Consider the following 18,768-nt stretch of genomic DNA (forward strand, 5'->3'; position numbering starts at 1 on the left):
TGCAAATGGGAATTATCGCCTGGATTGTTTTTGGTTTGATTGCCGGCGTTATCGCCAAATTGCTTATGCCGGGGCGCGATGGCGGGGGATTTATCCTGACCTGTATTCTCGGTATCGTCGGGGCGGTCGTTGGCGGATGGCTGGCGACGATGTTTGGTATTGGCGGCAGTATCAGCGGCTTTAATCTGCACAGTTTCCTGGTCGCCGTGGTGGGCGCGATCGTGGTGCTGGTGATTTTCCGCCTTCTGCGACGCGGCTAACCGCTGCAAAACGTGTAAGCGTTGACCCGGTCAGCGCCGGGTCAACCTACTATAAACACGCGTTACTGCGTCGCTGCAGACGGCGTTTTTGTCGGCGTTGCGCTTAACGATGCCGGACGAGTAGACGGTACGCTATCGCACGGTTTTTCCTGCGGACAAATCAGATCGAGCATTTTCAGCGTCACGCCGTTGGTCCAGCCAAAGCCGTCCTGAAGGGGATATTCGCCGCCGCCACCGCCGGTTCCGGTACTGCTGACATCATATTTTTCGACCAGTTTTTTCTCGCGATCGTAGGTGTGCTGCACATTGGTTAAAAAGCGCCAGGTGACTTCCATTGCCACGTCATCCTGCCCATAATTTTGCAATCCTTCGGCAGCGACCCATTGTAACGGCGCCCAGCCGTTTGGCGCATCCCACTGCTGTCCGCTTTTAACCGAGGTGGTAGCCAGCCCGCCAGGCTGTAGCAGATGCGCCTGGGCCGCCGCCGCCACTTTCGCGGCGCGATCTTTCGCGGCGGCGTTTACATAGAGCGGGAACAGCGCGGCAGCGGTGAGTTGGTTGCGGATTTTATTGTTCTGCAGATCGTAGTCGGCATACCAACCCTCTTTGTTATTCCACAGATGCATTTCAATGGCTTTTTGCCGCGCGTTGGCCAGCGCGTCATATTGCGAGGCTTTGGCCCGATCGCCCGCCGCAGCGCTGGCGCGGGCGAGGGTTTTCTCCAGCTGATACAGCAGAGCGTTAAGATCGACAGGGACAATCGTGGTGGTACGAATGGTACTGAGCTGCTGCGGATTATCCATCCAGCGGGAGCTGAAATCCCAGCCGGAGGCGGCGGCAGATCGGAGGTCTCGATAGATCTCCGTTGCCGGGCGGTTGGGGTTGCTTTTGGCGGTAGCGATATCTTCAACCCAGGATTCAGGGCGGGGCGTATCCCGATCGTCCCAGTAGCGGTTGAGAACGCTACCGTCTTCCAGTTTGACGACGCGTTGGTTTTGTTGCCCTGGCTGCAATGTCTCAACGCCCTCCATCCAGTAGGCGTACTCTTTTTGCAGTTGCGGCAGGTATTCTTTCAGCGCATCGTCACCTTCATGTTGCGCCAGTAACTCAACCATAAACGCAAAGAAAGGCGGCTGCGAACGACTCAGGTAGTAGGTACGGTTGCCGTTAGGAATATGCCCCCAGGCGTCAATTTCGTAACCAAAGTTCGCCACCATATCCGCCACCTTATCCCAGTGCCCGCTTTCCGCCAGCCCCAGCATCGTAAAGTAGCTGTCCCAGTAGTAAATCTCTCTGAATCGCCCACCCGGTACGACATAGGATTCAGGCAACGGCAAGAGCGAGTCCCACTTTTCGACGTTTTTAGTTGAACGGGTCAGCACCGGCCACAGGCCATCAATATGTTCACGCAATGACTGCCCGGCAGGCGGGACATATTTTTCACCCGCTTTCGGCAGGGTGAAGTTAACATCAACAAAATGACGCAAATCGAAGCCGGACTGGTTCCGCTGCATACGATAATCCGCAAGAATCATGAGCGGATCGCTATTAGGTATGGCGTCAGCAAAGGTTTTCTGATCGGGGAAGAGTTTTGCATTCTGGACATCATTAAAGAGCGGGCCAAGCAAAATATCCGGCGGCTGCGGAGTTTCAGTGTCGGAAGACGGGTCTGCGGCAGTCGCCGAAAACGATGCAAACGTCAGCAGCGTTCCTGCCAGCGCCAGTTTTATGGCTTTCTGCAGTAGAACAGAACGGCGAATCTCTGGGGGTATCATCAAGTTATCTCCTTAGCGGTGAGCCAAAGCCAACGGCATTTACCATGACAAAACCTTAGTCTACGATGACCAGATACGCGTGATTGAACCGCTATTTTGCGAACAAACAGACATTTTATTGAGACAGAATTTATCGGCGCGCGCGTGGAAAACGGGGTATACAGATAAAAAATCCACGCCGGGACGTGGATTTTAGCGCAATAACTTGTAGCCTTAACCCGGATAGATACCGCGATCTTTACGGGCCAACAGAATGCGCTCACAGGCGACAATATAGGCTGCGGTGCGCAGAGAACAGGATTTCTCAGTCGCTTTCTCCCAGACATGGACGATCGCGTCGGTCATGATTTTGTCCATGCGCGCGTTGATCTCTTCTTCGCTCCAGAAGAAGCTGGCCATATCTTGTACCCATTCGAAGTAGCTGACGGTTACGCCGCCTGCGTTACAGACCACGTCAGGCACCACAAGGATACCACGGCTGGCCAGAACATCATCAGCATCCGGATAGGTCGGGCCGTTAGCCCCTTCCAGCACCAGCTTACACGTCAGGGCTTCCGCGCGCTGACGAGTTATCTGGCCTTCAAGCGCCGCCGGGATCAGAATATCCATCTCCAGACGCCAGAACGCATCGCTGGCGATAGTTTCCGCGCCCGGGAAACCGGCTATCTGTTTGTGTTCTGTCTGCCATGCCGTGAGCGCCTTCATGTCAATACCGGTGGCGTTAAACAGCGTTGCGGTATGATCCTGAATCGCCACGACACGGGCGCCAGCGCCTGCAAACAGACGCGCGGCTTCGCTGCCGACGTTACCAAAACCCTGAACCGCAACGCGAGCGCCTTCAACGGCGATATTCGCCCGACGCGCGGCCTCCAGCCCGCTGACGAAAACGCCGCGCCCCGTCGCCTTTTCACGACCCAGCGAACCGCCAAGATGGATTGGCTTACCGGTGACGACGCCAGTGACCGTCGTGCCATGATTCATGGAATACGTATCCATCATCCAGGCCATCACTTTACCGTTGGTGCCGACATCCGGCGCAGGAATATCTTTCTGCGGCCCGATGATAATGCCGATCTCGCTGGTATAGCGGCGGGTCAAACGCTCCAGTTCACCTTCCGACAGCGAGAACGGATCGACGCGGATGCCGCCTTTGGCGCCGCCGTACGGCAGATTCAGCGCGGCACATTTGATGGTCATCCATGCTGACAGGGCCATCACTTCATTGAGATCAACGTCAGGATGGTAGCGAACACCGCCTTTACCCGGACCTCGGGAGAGGTTGTGCTGCACGCGATATCCTTCGAAATGACGAATAGTGCCATCATCCATTTGTACCGGAATATCGACGATCAGAGCGCGTTTTGGGTGGCGCAGAGTATCCACCCAGGGAGATAACTCGCCCAGATAAGGGGCCACACGCTCGATTTGTTGCAGGTAGGTATTCCAGGCAGATGTGCTGCTATCTGAAGCGTAAGATAACTTATCCATGATAAACCTTAGTGATAAAAGTAATATGTTCTTTAATTGACCGTGGTACATAGTAGATCACACCATGTAGCGATAAATTTAACACTTTTTTAAACAATTAACTCAGATCAAAAATGGCAGGCAGTTAGATTTTTGTTATGATTTTGGATGAGAAGTGGTTAACTATCCGATATAAGAGGTGAAATATCGCTAATTATGCAATTAATTGCTTAAATATGCGTGATATGTGCAAGGCGGCTATTTGTCATAATTATGACGCACCTCTAAAAGTAAACATTATGATAACGACATGTATCAATGTTATGTCGTCCTGTCGGCGGGGAAACGTCTTCACCAGGCGCGTAAAAAGATAAAAATAACCGGAGTCAGACGGCGCTGACCCCGGTTTACCTCTTTATTGTTGACGCGACTCAAGCCATACCAGCGCCAGCGTCGACAGTGAGCACATCAGCAGAATGCCGACAAACCACAGTAAATACCACATCGCTCCCGCTCCCTAATAAAGTTCATGATCGTTGCGGCGGAGGGTCTCCAGGTTGATACGCCCCAACATTTTGTAATAGCTCCATAGCGTATAGAGCAGTACGATCGGCAGAAAAATCAGCACAATCACCAGCATGATTTCGAGCGTCATCTGGCTGGAGGTGCTGTCCCACACCGTCAGGCTGGAGAGAGGGCTAACACTCGACGGCATCACAAAAGGAAATAGCGTTATTCCGGCGGTAAAGATGACGCAGGCCTGGGTCAGGGAAGCGAACAGAAATCCACGAATAGTCTGACCGCGAAGGCAGGCATAGAAAGCCAGAATCGGCAGGATCATACCGAGCAACGGGATGATGAGCAGTAGCGGCGAGCGTATAAAGTGGTTCATCCATGCGCCAGGGAGTATCGCCACGCCTTTTAAGAGCGGATTGGAAGGGCCGTTGGCATCCTGCGTGAGCAAGACAAAGCCATCAACGCCAGCCCACAGCCAGTAACCGGCCAGCAGGAAGCAGATCACGATCAGCAGCGCGCTGTGGCGGGTGGCCGACAGAGCCCGTTGACGAATAACGCCCTCCGTTTTCAACTGTAACCAGACGCCTCCTTGCATAATCACCAACGACAGGCTCAATAATCCACACAGTAGGGCAAAGGGCGAGAGTAACTGCCAGAAGGTACCAAAATAGTCAACATGAAGCTGCGGCGTGAAGGCAAACGGCACGCCTAAAAACAGGTTGCCGAACGCGATACCGAATACGACGGGGGGCACCAGGCTGCCGATAACCAGACCGGTATCCCACAGCGCGCGCCAGCGGGCATTGGTGATTTTACCCCGATAATCAAAGGCCAGCGGGCGAAAGAAGAGGGCACACAGCACCAGGATCATCGCCACATAAAAACCGGAAAACGCGGCGGCATAGACCCGTGGCCAGGCGGCGAATAATGCCCCGCCCGCGAGAATCAACCATACCTGGTTTCCTTCCCAGTGGGCGCCGACGCTATTGATCAATACCCGGCGTTCGTCATCGTTGCGCGCTATCAGCGGGAGCAGGCAACCGACACCCATATCAAACCCGTCAGTTACCATAAATGCCACCAGGATGACGCCGATCAGCAGCCACCAAATGAACCGCAACGTTTCATAATCCAACATGATTGTCTCCTTTATCCCTGTTGTTGCGCTTGTTGTTGATGTTGCATGGCGCTCGGCCCAAGACGCGCGTACTTCTGCATCAGATAGACTTCCGCGATTAAAAACAGGGTGTAAAGTCCGAGGATAAGCCCCATTGAGAAGGCCAACTGGCCCGGCGTCAGCGCGGAGTGAGCGTACCAGGTCGGCAGAATGTCCTGAATCGCCCAGGGCTGACGGCCAAACTCCGTCATAAACCAACCGGCTTCAATGGCAATCCACGGTAACGGCAGGCTCCAGAGCGTCATACGCAATACCCAGCGATGCTGGTCGATACGCATTCGCAGCGTCTGTATCAACGCAATCAACATCACCACTAACAGCAGCGAACCGCAGCCGACCATAATACGGAAACTCCAGAACACCGGCGCCACCTGAGGAATAGCGCCACGCTGGGCCGCACGATACTGCTCCGGCGTCACATGGTTCATATCCGGGGCATATTTCGCCAGCAGAATGCCGTACCCCAGATCGCCCTCAACGGCGTGAAACGCATTCAGTACCTGCGGCGAGCGATTGCCTTGCGCTATCTCCTGCATGAGTAGCCAGGCCTCCCGGCCACGCTTCAGGCGCGGCAGAGCGTCGTCCATCAGGTTTTTTAACCCCGGAACTGGCGTATCCAGCGAATGGGTGGCCAGAATACCCAGCAGAGCAGGGATCTTCACGGCAAACGCATTACGCTCCTGTTCCTGCTGCGGCCAGGCAATCAGATGAAACGGCGCGGGCGCGGGTTCGGTTTGCCATTCGCCTTCCATCGCCGCCAGCTTCACCGGCTGAATTTGGGCGACCTCGAAGGCCGAACTGTCGCCCAGTTGCAGGGTTCCCAGAATGGCCAGGGTGCCGAATACTGAGCCGATAGCAAACGAGCGCAAGGCCACCTCACGCTCGCGGCCACGTAGCAGATACCAGGCGCTGATGGACATAATAAACATGGCGCCGGTGACATAACCGGACATGACGGTATGGACGAATTTCACCTGGCTCACCGGGTTAAAGACCAGATCGCTGAAGCTGCTCATTTCCATCCGTAACGTATCGATGTTGAAATGAGCGCCGGTAGGATACTGCATCCAGCCATTGGCATTCAGAATCCATAATGCTGAAATATTGGAGCCGAAGGCCACCAGCCAGGTGACCAGCAGGTGTTGGTATTTATTCAGCCGCTGCCAGCCGAAAAAGAACAGACCGACAAAAGTGGATTCGAGAAAGAAGGCCAGTAACGCTTCCATCGCCAGCGGCGCGCCGAAAATATCGCCCACATAGTTGGAATAGAGCGACCAGTTAGTCCCGAACTGAAACTCCATGGTCAGGCCGGTAGCCACACCGAGAGCAAAATTGATCCCGAAGAGCTTGCCCCAGAAACGCGTCATATCGCGGTAGACGGTTTTCCCCGTCACCACATAGATCGTCTCCATGACGGCCAGCAAAAAAATCAGCCCAAGCGTAAGAGGAACAAATAAAAAGTGATACAGCGCGGTCAGCGCAAACTGCCAGCGCGATAAGTCAATGACATCCCACATGCTAACTCCTGTAGGCAGAAAGAGAGTAAAAAGCTTAATCAGTACCGGACACCGGTGACGTTCCTGTTGAGAGCGTTAGCGCGTCTCCAGCCATCGGCAGACTTCATCCAGGCGCTGGCGCGAATCGGCCAGATCTTCCGGGGCCGCCAGTACCAGCTCCGGCAAAGGACAAATCTCATAGCTATCGAGCAACGGCCCTTTAAGGGCGTCCAGACAGCGCACATGCCAGAGATGGCGCAATGCTGTGGCGTTGATTTGGCTTTCGCCATACCCGGAGATGCGAATCTGGATGTTCCCGTGTCCGCATAAACGCGCCAGAAAAAGACGATCGGCTTCGCTGAGCGGCAGTTGGGTCAAATTGATGCTGTGAGGTTGCAACGCCGGATCGCGTACGTGCGCCAATAATTCATGGGCCAGCGGCAGTCCATTCATCAGACCAGCGACAGGCGGAGGCAGTAGAGAGTCGTCAGGCAGCGTATCGGCGGTAGCCGCTTGCCACAATGTCAGGGGCGCGCTACCTGCTTCCAGACGATCCGTCAGCAGACGTCGGTTATGCAGATGGCGTACCCGCCACAGGCCGCAGAAGATGGTCTCCTGGATCTCGCTTTCACTCCCGTCCGGATGCTGAATGCGTACCGAGACTTCGCCTTCGCCCAATAGCGTATTGAGGAATGAGAGATCATCGGCATTCAGGGGAGATAACTCCCATCCCAGCACGTCGCCGACTTCCGGGATGCGCCGGGCAAGCTGACCTCGCAGATCGGTCAACAATGCCATCACCGCCGGGCTGTGAGCGCAGCGCTCCAGCGCCGCCATACTTGGGTCGCCATTGACCTGACAGGCGAGCGGTAAGGGATTCATCGAGAAACTGGCGTCATCAGGCTGCGTACCTGGCCCCAGCAGATGAAAAAAGGCGTTGCTCATTGTACTGTCTCCTGCGCTGCGGGAGTATCAACCATCGAACGCATCAGCGTGAGCAGTTCAGCCCAGGGATGAATGCCGCTGAGCGCGCCGCGTAGCTCGCCGTCTGTAAAAACCAACGTCGCCGGAAATCGACGAACATTAAAGCGATCGCCGATAGCTTCGCTTTGTTCAAGGTCGGCCACCGCCACCTGCCAGTCAAACTGCGGGAACTCACGCAGGAGTTCGGCAATCATCACCGGGTTATCGCTGACTTCCGGCGTACGCCGCGGATCGCTACTTAACAGGATGACGCCATCTCCAACCCGTTTGATCCAGTCGTCTACCGTGGAAGCCTCTACCGGTTGCCATCCACGGGTTAACAGGCGTTGCCATAGCGCAGAGAACGGGGTGTCATTCGCCACTTCTTTTGCCCTCCAGACGTGTCTGATACTGACGTATGCGCACTCCCTCATAATTTTCCATCGACAGGCATTTATAGTTCAGGCAGCGAGCGACCTCATTTGCCTGCGGCACGATCCCCCAGGCGGCCAGTTGCGCCAGGGCGGCCTGTTCCGCCGCCGGTAGCTGGCCGCAAGCTATTTCGCTCAGGCTACCGCCATAGTCGTCCAGTTGCGCCGGTTGCAGACCGACCAGCGCTATGTGACAGGGCAGATGCCCGCGGATGTCGGCCAGCGCCAGAACTTCGGAAAAACTGTTTTGATGCAGGCTCATTTTTTTGGCGCTGAGATACGCGGGGATTTTCTCGCCGGCATAGGTTCGCAGGCTGCCCGGCGCCAGGCCGTAATCGATCGCGTCAAGGAGCAGGAGATGGCTGGCTTGCTCTACATAACCTAACAGGTTTAGCCCTTGCGTACCGCCGTCCACAATTTCCACCTCTTCAGGCCAGTGATATCGGGCATACAAACGCTCCGCGACCCGGATACCGAATCCTTCATCGGCCCACAGCAGGTTTCCTAACCCCATCACCACTACGCGTTGCGCATTCATGAGGGCTCCTTGTCGTGCGGTTTGGGGAATTTATGGCTGCGATAGCCATTGATCATGGTGGAGATCACCGTATCGTCGGACATAATGTCTTCCCGGATAGCGAGGTAAACGTGCCCGACGATGAAGGCGGCGATCAGCCACATGCCCAGTCGGTGCCAGCTGTGAATATCGATGGAGTTGCCGCCGGTCCAGTAGAAAAATTCAACCACATAGCGGAACGGCGCAAAGATGGCGTACTGGCTATGCTCGCCAAACAGAGCGAAACCGGTGAGGATCATAAATACCGACAACAGGAAATAGCCGAACATCGCGGCCTGCGCGACAGGGTTATGTCCGATGTCGCTCCCCGGTTTTTTCTCCAGAAACAGATACCAGCGGACCACGGTGAAAGCGCCTTGCCACCAACTACGACGCCAGACCGGGACGATAAACAGCTCTCGTGAATAGCGGTTGCCGACACAGGCCCAATAAATTCGCCCCAACAGTAACACGGTAAAGATCATCGCGGCGGCAAAGTGGATCAGCCGGATATAGCCCATATAAAACAGATAGGTCGCCTCGCCACTCACCGACGGCAGCGGTCGGCCAATGAAGTAGCCTGTTACCATCAGTACCAACATGCAGGCCACCGTTAGCCAGTGCCACAGGCGTACCGGCGCTTCAAACACATAGTGGCTGACGGCAGTATCACGCGCCTCCCCGACGCGTGGAGATAGCTTTCCAGTCATCGTTCTTTTCCTTAACGCTTAGCGTACCTGGACGGCAATCAGTTCGCTGCCGTCGTCGCCGAGCACGTGGGTTGAACAGGCGAGGCAGGGGTCGAAGCTGTGCAGCGTCCTCAGGATTTCTAACGGTTGGTCGGGAATCGCCATTTGCGTTCCCATCAATGCCGCTTCATAGGCGCCGATCTGTTTTTTAGGATCGCGCGGGCTGGCGTTCCAGGTGGTGGGGACCACGCACTGATAGAGTTCAATCTTCTGATCGCGTATTGACGCCCAGTGCCCCAACGCTCCGCGAGGCGCTTCGGTAAAACCGATGCCGCGGCAGTGCTGCGGCCAACTGGCCGGTTCCCATTTCTCGGTATTGGCGGTGGCCAGGTCGCCGTTTTTCAGGTTGGTCATAAGCCTGTCGAAAAAATACTGCAGCTTACCGACGGCCCATTGCGCTTCGTGCGCGCGGCATAAAATACGGCCAAGCGTAGACTGGATACCGGAGAGCGGCAGTTTAAGGGCGGACATCATGCGATCTACCGACTCTATGGTGGCGGCGTCCCCTTTGTGGTACGCGATAAGCGTTCGGGCAAGCGGGCCGACTTCCATGGCATGACCCCGCCAGCGCGGCGCTTTAATCCAGGAGTAACGTTCCTGCTCGTTGAGCTGCTGGATATGCGTATCGCTGCCTTTGACATCACCCGGGTTGTACCAGGGATCGGTAATGCCGTCAAAAGGATGACGCCCCAGCCGATCGTCCGGATAGCGGTACCAGGCGTGATCCACAAACTCCTGTATCTGCTGCGGATCGGCCAAATCTACCGGCATGACATTTTTAAAATCGCCATTGACCACCGCGCCGCCCGGCATTAACAGGCTTTGCTGGCTGAAGTCGTTGGCAATGTCCGGAAATGCGCCGTAGCTCAGCACGCATTTATCCGACAGACCGGTGCCAATTTGACTCCATGCTTTATTGAACTGGCCGATAGCCAGCGCGTCCGGAACCATCACGTTGTTAATGAAGTCGGCGGTGCGGGTGATGATCGACTGCACCAGGTTGAGGCGCTCCATATTGATAGCCCCGACCGCGCCGCTTTGATCGAGATTGATCGCGCACGGCATTCCGCCGACGATCCAGTTAGGATGGGGGTTCTTACCGCCAAATATGGTATGGATTTTGACGATCTCGCGCTGGAAGTCGAGGGCTTCAAGATAGTGGGCAAACCCCATCAGATTAGCCTCTGGCGACAGTTTGTACTGTGGATGTCCCCAATAGCCGTTACGGAATATCCCAAGCTGGCCACCATCGACAAATTTCTTTAATCGATTTTGTACGTCAAAGAAGTAGCCCGGCGATGACATCGGCCAGGCGGAAAGGCTTTGCGCCAACTGCGAGGTGGCGCGCGGATCGGCTTTCAGCGCATTCAGAACATCAATCCAGTCCATACCGGCTAACTGATAAAAATGGACCAGATGATCGTGACACCACAACGTAGCCAGCATGATGTTACGTATAATATTGGCGTTATCCGGCACCTGGATACCAATCGCATCTTCGATAGCGTACACCGATGCCAGAGCATGTACCCCGGTACATACACCACAAATACGTTCAACAAACGCCCAGGCGTCACGCGGGTCACGGCCTTGCAGAATGATCTCCAGCCCGCGGAACATCGTGCCGCAGGAAACGGCATTGGTAATGACGTTTTGCTCATCAATGTTCACTTCGCAGCGCATATGCCCTTCGATGCGGGTAATCGGGTCCACGATCAGACGACGGCCGGCGTCGTTAACGGTATAACCCTGGGTTTGATACTGGTTACTCATGCCTGTTTATCCTCATTGTCCGGCTGTTGTTCGGCTTGCGCTAACTGTTGTTTGTGGCGTTTACGTTGGTTGAGCGCGCTGGCGACAGCGTGACCGCCAACGCCCGCCGCGACCACGCCCAGCGCGGTCAGCCCCACCGTATCGGCGGTTGAATGGGTACCCATCTGGGGAATATCCACCACGCGGCTATAAAACGAGCCGCGATCCCAGAAACCATTTTCTGAACATCCCAGACATCCGTGACCGGACTGGATAGGAAAGGATACGCCGTCATTCCAGCGTGTGGAGGAGCAGGCGTTATAGGTGGTTGGCCCTTTACAGCCCATCTTGTACAGGCAGTATCCCTTGCGGGCGGCGTCATCATCCCAGCTCTCGACAAATTCACCGGCGTCAAAATGGGCGCGGCGGTAGCATTTATCGTGGATACGCTGACCGTAGAACATCAGTGGACGGCCCATGCGATCGAGTTCCGGCAGACGATCAAACGTCACCATATAGGTGATAATGGCGCTCATGACATCCGGGATTGGCGGACATCCGGGGACTTTCACGATCGGCTTGTCGGTGATCACTTTATCGATAGGCGTTGCCTGGGTTGGATTGGGGCGGGCGGCCTGGACGCAACCCCAGGAAGCGCAGTTTCCCCAGGCGATAATAGCGCTGGCGCCCGCGGCGGCTTTCTTCAGTTTTTCAATAAACGGGCGACCGCCGCTGATACAGAACATCCCTTGTTCTCCTAACGGTGGATTGCCTTCCACCGCCAGAATGTATTTCCCGGCGTAGCGAGTGGTAATATCGTCAAAGACTTCTTCGGCCTGTGCGCCGGCGGCGGCCATCAGGGTGTCGTCATAATCGAGGGAAATCAGCGAGAGGATCACATCTTTGGCTAGCGGGTGCGAGGAACGGATAAAGGATTCGGTACAGCAGGTGCATTCCAGTCCATGAATCCAGACCACCGGAATCCGCGGTTTATTTTCCAGCGCCCAGGCGATCTTTGGCGTCATTCCGGCGCCCAGTCCCAGCGATGTGGCGGCAAGGCTACAGAATTTGAGAAAGCTGCGTCGGGTCACTCCCTTACGACGCATGGCTTGATAAAAGGTCTCCTCGTTATTCATAACGCGTATTTTTTCTCCTTTTTGCACCACGCTCCGCCAGGGGCATAAGGCGCTTTTGCGGGTCCGTTGACGTTCCGCCAGCAAGGCAAATCATTGGGTTACGCGCGAGCGCGGAAACGAGCCCGATTCACTTTGCACCGGCGTATATCGCCAGAAATAATGTAAAAAAAGCGTATCGGATTAACGATAAGAAACAATGTGAAGTGTGTGGGTATAGCTTATAGCGGTATATTTATACCCATTATCGGTTTTTCGGCGAAAGGGCCGTGGCGGGGAAGGACGGTTGAGCTTGTTCCAGGATGAGGTTTTCAGTGAGCAACCTCGGGTAGATTTAGCCTGGTCTCGCCATTTCAGGGATACGTAAGTTGACGCAAAAGGAGGGAGGGTTTGATGTCATCGTTAAAAGAAGCATACTTCGTGATGATTTTTATATAAAATGATGGTGCTGGTTTTAAAGGAATGCAAAAAAGAGACCATTTGAAAGAGGGCGCCCCATGAAAAATAACATCAGATTTGACTTATCCGATTATTTGATTCATTTTTTTCGGGACGTTAATTTAGAGACCGGTAGCCATATTTATTTGCCTGAACACTGTGGTTTTAATAATCAGCACCACGCCTGTTTCATTGATGCTAAATATTTACTTCGATTATCTTTACGCAGTCATAAAATTTTCTCGTCCTGGTCATACCGAAATGGGCAACGAACCGTATATGGTGACTCCCCGGTGGTATGCTTTACAGATATGCCGATTGCAGCTTATTTAGAAACTGGTGTTCGCCGATTAGAACGAAATGAAAAAATCGGTTTATATGCAATCGTTTTACCTAAAGAGCAAATGTTTAATTATGGGGCAAGGCCAGTCATATATGGGTTGGATGAGCATAACAATGCTCGATGCTCGCAAGGCAGAAAAGGGGAACGTATTCTTGATGAAACTGCTCTTCCTTTGATTGAACAATATAGATATGTTACTTATGTTCCAGGTAAGATTGACTGGACACATGAACGCGAATGGCGATGGCCATATCGTGGCGATATTAAAAATTTCCTTAATCATATTAAAGAGTATGGTATTCCGGAAAACATTGAAAGTACCCCAGGGTTTGATTTTAGATCAAGCGAAATAAGTGGTGCGGGAATAATAGTCCCATTTGCAGAAGATATCTCTACCGTAGCTCACGATATTTTAACTTTAATTGACCGGGGTGTCATTGGAAGAAATACTTTCAAATTCATTATAGCTGTAGAGAGTTTACAATCATGGACCCAGCTCTCGGAACCGGGCGCGTTACTGTCTTGTATTAATGATAATACTTTCGGATTTGAATCTTTTTTTGATTTATCTGCATCTAAAGTAAAAAATTATGCTGATTCTATCAATGATTATGTAAATGAATTATACTCAAAAAAAGATTTTCTAAATGATAGTTATGCAATGGAATTTGGAAATGCTTGGGTCTGGATTCATGATAACCAATCCCAGGTGGTACGGGCGTTACTGCAGGCTGGAATGATCAACGTTAATAAAGAAGGGCGGTACTTATTAGATGTTAATTTGGCTTCTGTTGATTGGCCATTAAGAAGAAAAGAAGCTTTCGCAAGTCATGTTGCGGGATGGCTAAAACATCGTTTTGATATCGAAGCGGGAAGGTATTCCGTTTGGGGAAAAGATGATTATGATGCGATCCCAAGTTATGAGACGCCGCTAAAGGACCAGCATCCTTTTTATAATCATACAGTGAATGTCGACTGGTAATTAAGAAAAGAACTTACTGTAAATAGACTCGTTTTAGTTCCATGCATTTTTGAGATCCCGGCCAGATTGATCCTGGCCCGATCTCTGACGAAAACCCTGAATCTTCGATGTTTCCAATTATGAATTTCTACACCAGTCTTTAAGTATCAATGCATTGTACCTGGTGCGCTGCTATAACTATGTAAGAGGGATTGACGCTTAGAGCCTATCCCATTAGGGCTATTTTACTTGCCATTTTGAACCTGGCAGTGCTCGCCAAAACGCGTTAGCGTTTTGAACGCCGCTAGCGGCGGCCCGAAGGGCGAGCGTAGCGAGTCAAACCTCACGTACTACGTGTACGCTCCGGTTTTTGCGCGCTGTCCGTGTCCAAACTGGCTGCGCCAATAACGCCTGGTGGGATCGGCTCTTAGTGTTAATGTACACCAATACACCAAAGGTCGATGTGTTTACCGCACTTGTGGCTTGGTATGCAGTGTGTATAATTATTGTGTGAATGTTTTCATAAATTGATTTGTCTCTTCTTTGGCCTCTTCTATTGATTTATGTTTATATATTTTTGATTGGTATGTGTATTTTTCTAACGCAGGTAAGTACTTAGAGACGTCGTTACCTTTTTTGAAATCTATAGGCATATGAATACTCGCATATAATATATTTATTCTCTGCGATGGCGTTAGCTCAGAATAATTTATACCTTGTTCATAATAAGAAAGCATCACATCATTGCAGATCCTGTCTTTATACGACTGCCCTATGTATGCGATGATAAGTCCATATATAAGTAGCAATCCAAAAGCGACACCTGCTTTGTGGCTATGAAGAAAATTATATGGTAGCCCAACAAAAAAAAGCACTTTTCTGATTAAAACAAGAATAAATGGTAAGGAAAATAAAAAACAACCGAAGTACATAATCACTTCGCCTGAATTCTGAAACATTTTATACCTTCCTGATAAATAATGGGTTAATTATCTGGTTAATATTCGTTGCCTATTATTTCTTTTATAAACATAGACGATTCTTTGAAATTTTTTTTGAAACTGGAGTAATTGCTAAGTGTTTTCGGTATGCAAAAGATGACTCGCCCATTTTTTACTATGGCATAATATCTTGGATACATTAGCGCTTCTTCTTTTGTGTTTGGAACACCGTCATAGTCTATTTTTTCATCAATAGAGTCAAGTTGGCTAAATAAAAAGACTCTTTTCCTTAGCAAAGTATTATGAACAATAGCATTTTCATATATATCAAGTGAGATTGTAAGACTCAATGCAGCAAATGAAAGTAATGCAATGATGGAAATTGTTAATATTGCTAATGACAAGCCTTCCAGGCAATATAAAACAAGACAAAAGAGTGGGATTGCAGGGAGGTAAGTGACCAACGGGTAAAAACGATCGATTTTTAAATGTGATATGATATTCTGAGGAGATGTGACATGGTCCTGAACGCCCTTGTTAAAGATAATGCTGTAAAGCGTCAAACTATTGTCAATTTTATTTATTGCTTTAGCTTTTATTCTTTGTGTGAATATAAAAAATGCTATCAAAAAGGCAATAAATAAGAAAATGATTAAATTAGAAATAAAACTATCCACGGCATCATCCTGTATATCTACCGAAATTTCCATGGTCACTATTCTACTATTATTAATGAATGTCAATATAAATTTGATGATAGTGCGTCCAACCGGTTGGATTTGATCTAAAATAAAACTTTCGGTATTTCTCTATAGTCACAGAGCAAACAGAGTTGATTCTTTGTTAAAAAATCATCTCAATATTTTAATATGAATTCCTTCACGCGATTCTGGAGTATTACAGTCTACGATTTTAATGATTTTTTATTCATTCATTATGCGTATTAAATTAATGGCAGAGCAATCGCAAATTATATTTAGTTTCAGAATTGCAAAATGATTATAATTTTGTAGTTCATGCAGTTGGCCTAAGATCCTCGGTGGTGAGTGTAGGGGGAACGCCTGAACAAGATCTGAGGCTATGTACGATACTGTGATATGAGTTAACCCAAACAGGCCATACGGTATCTATACCTTTCTAAAAAGCTTTTAGTTGGTATAGAGTCAAAACCTTAGACGAAACAACATTCACACTATGGCCCTGGCAGTGCGGCATTGCGTATCAGTGAGCATAACGGGGCCTTGTTTATTTATTATACCGTTCTTGTACTTACTTAAAATGAAGATGGAAAAATGTTGTACTCATTTTTGACAGCATTGTTACGAGATGAGTTGAGGCATTATGAAATGAAAAATCCACGCAAGTGCGTGGATTTTATGGGGTTTTCCAGTCTTCATGCGATTCGCTGAGATCGCATGAGACAACAGAAACTAATTAGACGTTGAACAGGAAGTTCATTATATCGCCATCTTTAACGATGTAATCTTTGCCTTCCGCTCGCATCTTACCGGCTTCTTTCGCGCCTTGTTCACCTTTATAGGTAATAAAGTCGTCAAAGGCGATAGTTTGGGCGCGGATAAAGCCTTTTTCGAAGTCGGTATGGATTTTACCTGCTGCCTGCGGCGCGGTTGCGCCAACCGGAATGGTCCATGCGCGAACTTCTTTCACCCCGGCGGTAAAGTAGGTCTGGAGGTTCAGCAGGCGATAACCCGCGCGAATAACGCGGTTCAGCCCCGGCTCTTCCAGACCCAGTTCAGCCATAAATTCGTCGCGCTCGTCATCATCCAGCTCAGCAATATCAGCTTCGACGGCGGCACACACCGGAACCACGACCGAACCTTCTTTCGCGGCGATTTCGCGAACCTGGTCCAGATACGGGTTATTTTCAAAACCGTCTTCATTGACGTTAGCGATATACATTGTCGGCTTCAGCGTCAGGAAGCTTAAATAACGGATAGCCGCTTTATCTTCGTCCGTCAGGTCCAGCGAACGCAGCATCCCCGCTTCGGCCAGGTGCGGCAGGCATTTTTCCAGCGCGGCCAGTTCCGCTTTGGCGTCTTTATCGCCGCCTTTGGCTTTCTTCTGTACGCGATGGATAGCGCGCTCGCAGGTATCGAGGTCAGCCAGCGCCAGTTCGGTATTGATAACATCAATATCTTCTGCCGGATTTACTTTACCCGCCACGTGGATGATATTGTCGTTCTCAAAGCAGCGAACCACGTGACCGATAGCTTCGGTTTCACGGATATTGGTCAGGAACTGGTTACCCAACCCTTCGCCTTTGGATGCGCCTTTTACCAGACCGGCGATATCCACGAACTCCATCGTGGTTGGTAGAATGCGTTGCGGTTTAACAATCTCAGCCAACTGGTCCAGACGCGGATCGGGCATCGGCACGACACCGGTATTCGGTTCGATAGTGCAGAACGGAAAGTTTGCCGCTTCAATACCGGCTTTTGTCAGCGCGTTGAACAGGGTGGATTTCCCGACGTTGGGCAGACCGACGATACCGCATTTGAATCCCATGATTTAACTCACCTTAATATCTTAATAATCAACCTGTTATAGAAAACAGATTGCAGAAATGGAAATAACTTCGCCTATTATACACGGCGTGCGGCAAAAATGCCGCACATCACTGGTTATTGCGCCTTAAAGGTATGCAAACGGCTTGTTGCTTTGGCCAGACCCTCTTTGAACCACAATTCCGTACAGCGTGCCGCTTCGTCAATGGCCTCATCAATTAATTTTTGTTCAGAAACAGGGGGTTTACCCAGCACGAAACCAACAACTTTATTTTTATCGCCTGGATGACCAATTCCAACGCGTAAGCGGTGAAAGTTGGGATTATTACCCAGCTTGCTGATGATGTCTTTCAGACCATTGTGGCCGCCGTGGCCGCCGCCAAGTTTAAATTTCGCCACGCCCGGAGGGAGATCCAGCTCGTCGTGAGCGACCAGAATTTCGTCCGGCTGAATACGGTAAAAACTGGCCATTGCGCCAACTGCTTTACCACTGAGGTTCATGAACGTGGTGGGGACCAGCAGGCGAACATCTTCCCCTTCCAGCGTGATGCGTGAGGTATAGCCAAAGAATTTAGGCTCTTCACGCAACGGCGCGCGCAGGCGCTCCGCCAGTAAATCGACGTACCATGCGCCTGCATTGTGTCGCGTCGCGGCATATTCCGCACCGGGATTCGCCAGACCAACAATCAATTTAATTGCCACGTTTTTTGTCCTGAGTAGATCCATAACTGGCGCGTAGTTTACTGTCTGTCTGCCCGCTTGACAAAACACAGCGACACTCTGGAGTAAATTAAATAATTGCCAGCATTGATTATTAAAAATGTAAACTGTTCAGTGTGTTATTTGTAAAGTTTTGTTAAATGAAACTTTACATTTGTGATCACAGCCGCACTTACAAACGGAAGTGTTGTCTATACTTTACACATAAAGTTTAGGGGGATTTCCTAAAAACAACCCAAAAGTTCCGGAGGTGACATATGAAACGCAAAAACGCTTCGTTATTCGGTAACGTGCTGATGGGGTTGGGGCTGGTCGTGATGGTTGTCGGCGTGGGTTACTCTATTTTAAACCAACTGCCGCAGTTTAATTTGCCGCAATTTTTTGCGCATGGCGCAATACTGAGTATTTTTGTCGGGGCAGTTCTTTGGCTGGCAGGGGCTCGTGTAGGGGGACATGAGCAGGTGAGCGACAAATATTGGTGGGTACGTCACTATGACAAACGTTGCCGCCGTAACGACAATCGTCGTCATAGCTAACCGGTTCAGGCCCGGTAAGCGTTATCGCC

Annotated in this window: 18 protein-coding genes; 3 read left to right on the forward strand and 15 right to left on the reverse strand. The window is 51.0% G+C overall.

Annotation, left to right across the window (positions count from 1 at the left end; translation table 11 throughout):
• Positions 1 to 5 precede the first annotated feature (5 nt).
• Positions 6 to 260 carry a GlsB/YeaQ/YmgE family stress response membrane protein gene (locus tag EOS97_RS20185; protein WP_000511323.1) on the forward strand — a complete coding sequence of 85 codons (255 nt, stop codon included), beginning with the start codon at positions 6 to 8 and terminating at the stop codon, positions 258 to 260.
• A 62-nt stretch (positions 261 to 322) separates the two neighbouring features.
• Here EOS97_RS20185 and EOS97_RS20190 read toward each other — a convergent pair whose 3' ends face one another.
• The 11 genes from EOS97_RS20190 to hyaA all read right to left on the reverse strand — a co-directional run bounded on the left by EOS97_RS20190 (position 323) and on the right by hyaA (position 12,278).
• The gene (locus tag EOS97_RS20190; RefSeq protein WP_000612835.1) at positions 323 to 2,035 is read right to left on the reverse strand and encodes an alpha,alpha-trehalase; all 1,713 of its coding nucleotides are present in this window, start codon (positions 2,033 to 2,035) and stop codon (positions 323 to 325) included.
• A gap of 213 nt (positions 2,036 to 2,248) precedes the next feature.
• Positions 2,249 to 3,523, reverse strand: coding sequence for a Glu/Leu/Phe/Val dehydrogenase (locus EOS97_RS20195; protein ID WP_001519734.1), 1,275 nt, complete (start codon positions 3,521 to 3,523; stop codon positions 2,249 to 2,251).
• A 394-nt stretch (positions 3,524 to 3,917) separates the two neighbouring features.
• On the reverse strand, positions 3,918 to 4,007 hold the full coding sequence (gene cbdX / locus EOS97_RS20200) for a cytochrome bd-II oxidase subunit CbdX (protein WP_000270301.1): 90 nt from the start codon (positions 4,005 to 4,007) through the stop codon (positions 3,918 to 3,920).
• A gap of 12 nt (positions 4,008 to 4,019) precedes the next feature.
• Complete coding sequence (appB, locus tag EOS97_RS20205; RefSeq protein ID WP_000888120.1) at positions 4,020 to 5,156, reverse strand: cytochrome d ubiquinol oxidase subunit II; 1,137 nt, start codon at positions 5,154 to 5,156, stop codon at positions 4,020 to 4,022.
• A gap of 11 nt (positions 5,157 to 5,167) precedes the next feature.
• Positions 5,168 to 6,712 carry a cytochrome bd-II oxidase subunit 1 gene (gene appC, locus EOS97_RS20210; RefSeq protein ID WP_127836187.1) on the reverse strand — a complete coding sequence of 515 codons (1,545 nt, stop codon included), beginning with the start codon at positions 6,710 to 6,712 and terminating at the stop codon, positions 5,168 to 5,170.
• Positions 6,713 to 6,787: 75 nt separating this feature from the next.
• Entirely contained in the window at positions 6,788 to 7,636 is an 849-nt protein-coding gene (locus EOS97_RS20215) for a hydrogenase expression/formation protein (protein WP_000063363.1), read from the reverse strand.
• On the reverse strand, positions 7,633 to 8,037 hold the full coding sequence (gene hyaE, locus EOS97_RS20220) for a hydrogenase-1 operon protein HyaE (protein WP_001262580.1): 405 nt from the start codon (positions 8,035 to 8,037) through the stop codon (positions 7,633 to 7,635). The genes EOS97_RS20215 and hyaE overlap by 4 nt, the downstream gene beginning before the upstream one ends.
• A complete protein-coding gene (hyaD, locus tag EOS97_RS20225; RefSeq protein ID WP_000993805.1) occupies positions 8,027 to 8,623 on the reverse strand; it encodes a hydrogenase 1 maturation protease in 597 nt (198 codons plus the stop codon). Before hyaD ends, hyaE begins: the two co-directional genes overlap by 11 nt.
• The gene (hyaC, locus tag EOS97_RS20230; RefSeq protein ID WP_000147036.1) at positions 8,620 to 9,351 is read right to left on the reverse strand and encodes a Ni/Fe-hydrogenase b-type cytochrome subunit; all 732 of its coding nucleotides are present in this window, start codon (positions 9,349 to 9,351) and stop codon (positions 8,620 to 8,622) included. Before hyaC ends, hyaD begins: the two co-directional genes overlap by 4 nt.
• Before the next feature lie 18 nt (positions 9,352 to 9,369).
• Entirely contained in the window at positions 9,370 to 11,163 is a 1,794-nt protein-coding gene (gene hyaB, locus EOS97_RS20235; RefSeq protein ID WP_000070982.1) for a Ni/Fe-hydrogenase large subunit, read from the reverse strand.
• Positions 11,160 to 12,278, reverse strand: a complete 1,119-nt coding sequence (hyaA, locus tag EOS97_RS20240; RefSeq protein ID WP_001058312.1) for a hydrogenase 1 small subunit — start codon at positions 12,276 to 12,278, stop codon at positions 11,160 to 11,162. Before hyaA ends, hyaB begins: the two co-directional genes overlap by 4 nt.
• A 494-nt stretch (positions 12,279 to 12,772) precedes the next feature.
• Between hyaA and EOS97_RS20245 the strand changes: the two genes are divergently transcribed.
• Positions 12,773 to 14,038: a DUF4427 domain-containing protein gene (locus tag EOS97_RS20245; RefSeq protein WP_127836188.1), complete on the forward strand. Its 1,266-nt coding sequence runs from the start codon at positions 12,773 to 12,775 to the stop codon at positions 14,036 to 14,038.
• Positions 14,039 to 14,520: 482 nt separating this feature from the next.
• Here EOS97_RS20245 and EOS97_RS20255 read toward each other — a convergent pair whose 3' ends face one another.
• The 4 genes from EOS97_RS20255 to pth all read right to left on the reverse strand — a co-directional run bounded on the left by EOS97_RS20255 (position 14,521) and on the right by pth (position 18,185).
• Entirely contained in the window at positions 14,521 to 14,976 is a 456-nt protein-coding gene (locus tag EOS97_RS20255) for a hypothetical protein (protein ID WP_023138857.1), read from the reverse strand.
• A gap of 38 nt (positions 14,977 to 15,014) precedes the next feature.
• Positions 15,015 to 15,668 (reverse strand): hypothetical protein, encoded by a 654-nt coding sequence (locus tag EOS97_RS20260; RefSeq protein WP_001805267.1) that lies wholly within the window; start codon positions 15,666 to 15,668, stop codon positions 15,015 to 15,017.
• A 724-nt stretch (positions 15,669 to 16,392) separates the two neighbouring features.
• Positions 16,393 to 17,484 (reverse strand): redox-regulated ATPase YchF, encoded by a 1,092-nt coding sequence (ychF, locus tag EOS97_RS20265; protein ID WP_000505850.1) that lies wholly within the window; start codon positions 17,482 to 17,484, stop codon positions 16,393 to 16,395.
• A gap of 116 nt (positions 17,485 to 17,600) precedes the next feature.
• Positions 17,601 to 18,185: an aminoacyl-tRNA hydrolase gene (gene pth, locus EOS97_RS20270; RefSeq protein WP_000985595.1), complete on the reverse strand. Its 585-nt coding sequence runs from the start codon at positions 18,183 to 18,185 to the stop codon at positions 17,601 to 17,603.
• 275 nt (positions 18,186 to 18,460) lie between these two features.
• On the opposite strand from pth, the gene ychH reads away from it, so the two are divergent.
• Entirely contained in the window at positions 18,461 to 18,739 is a 279-nt protein-coding gene (gene ychH, locus EOS97_RS20275; RefSeq protein WP_000823878.1) for a stress-induced protein YchH, read from the forward strand.
• Positions 18,740 to 18,768 lie beyond the last annotated feature (29 nt).

This window comes from Salmonella sp. SSDFZ54, assembly GCF_004010735.1.
In the GTDB taxonomy this organism is placed as follows: Bacteria; Pseudomonadota; Gammaproteobacteria; order Enterobacterales; family Enterobacteriaceae; genus Salmonella; species Salmonella enterica.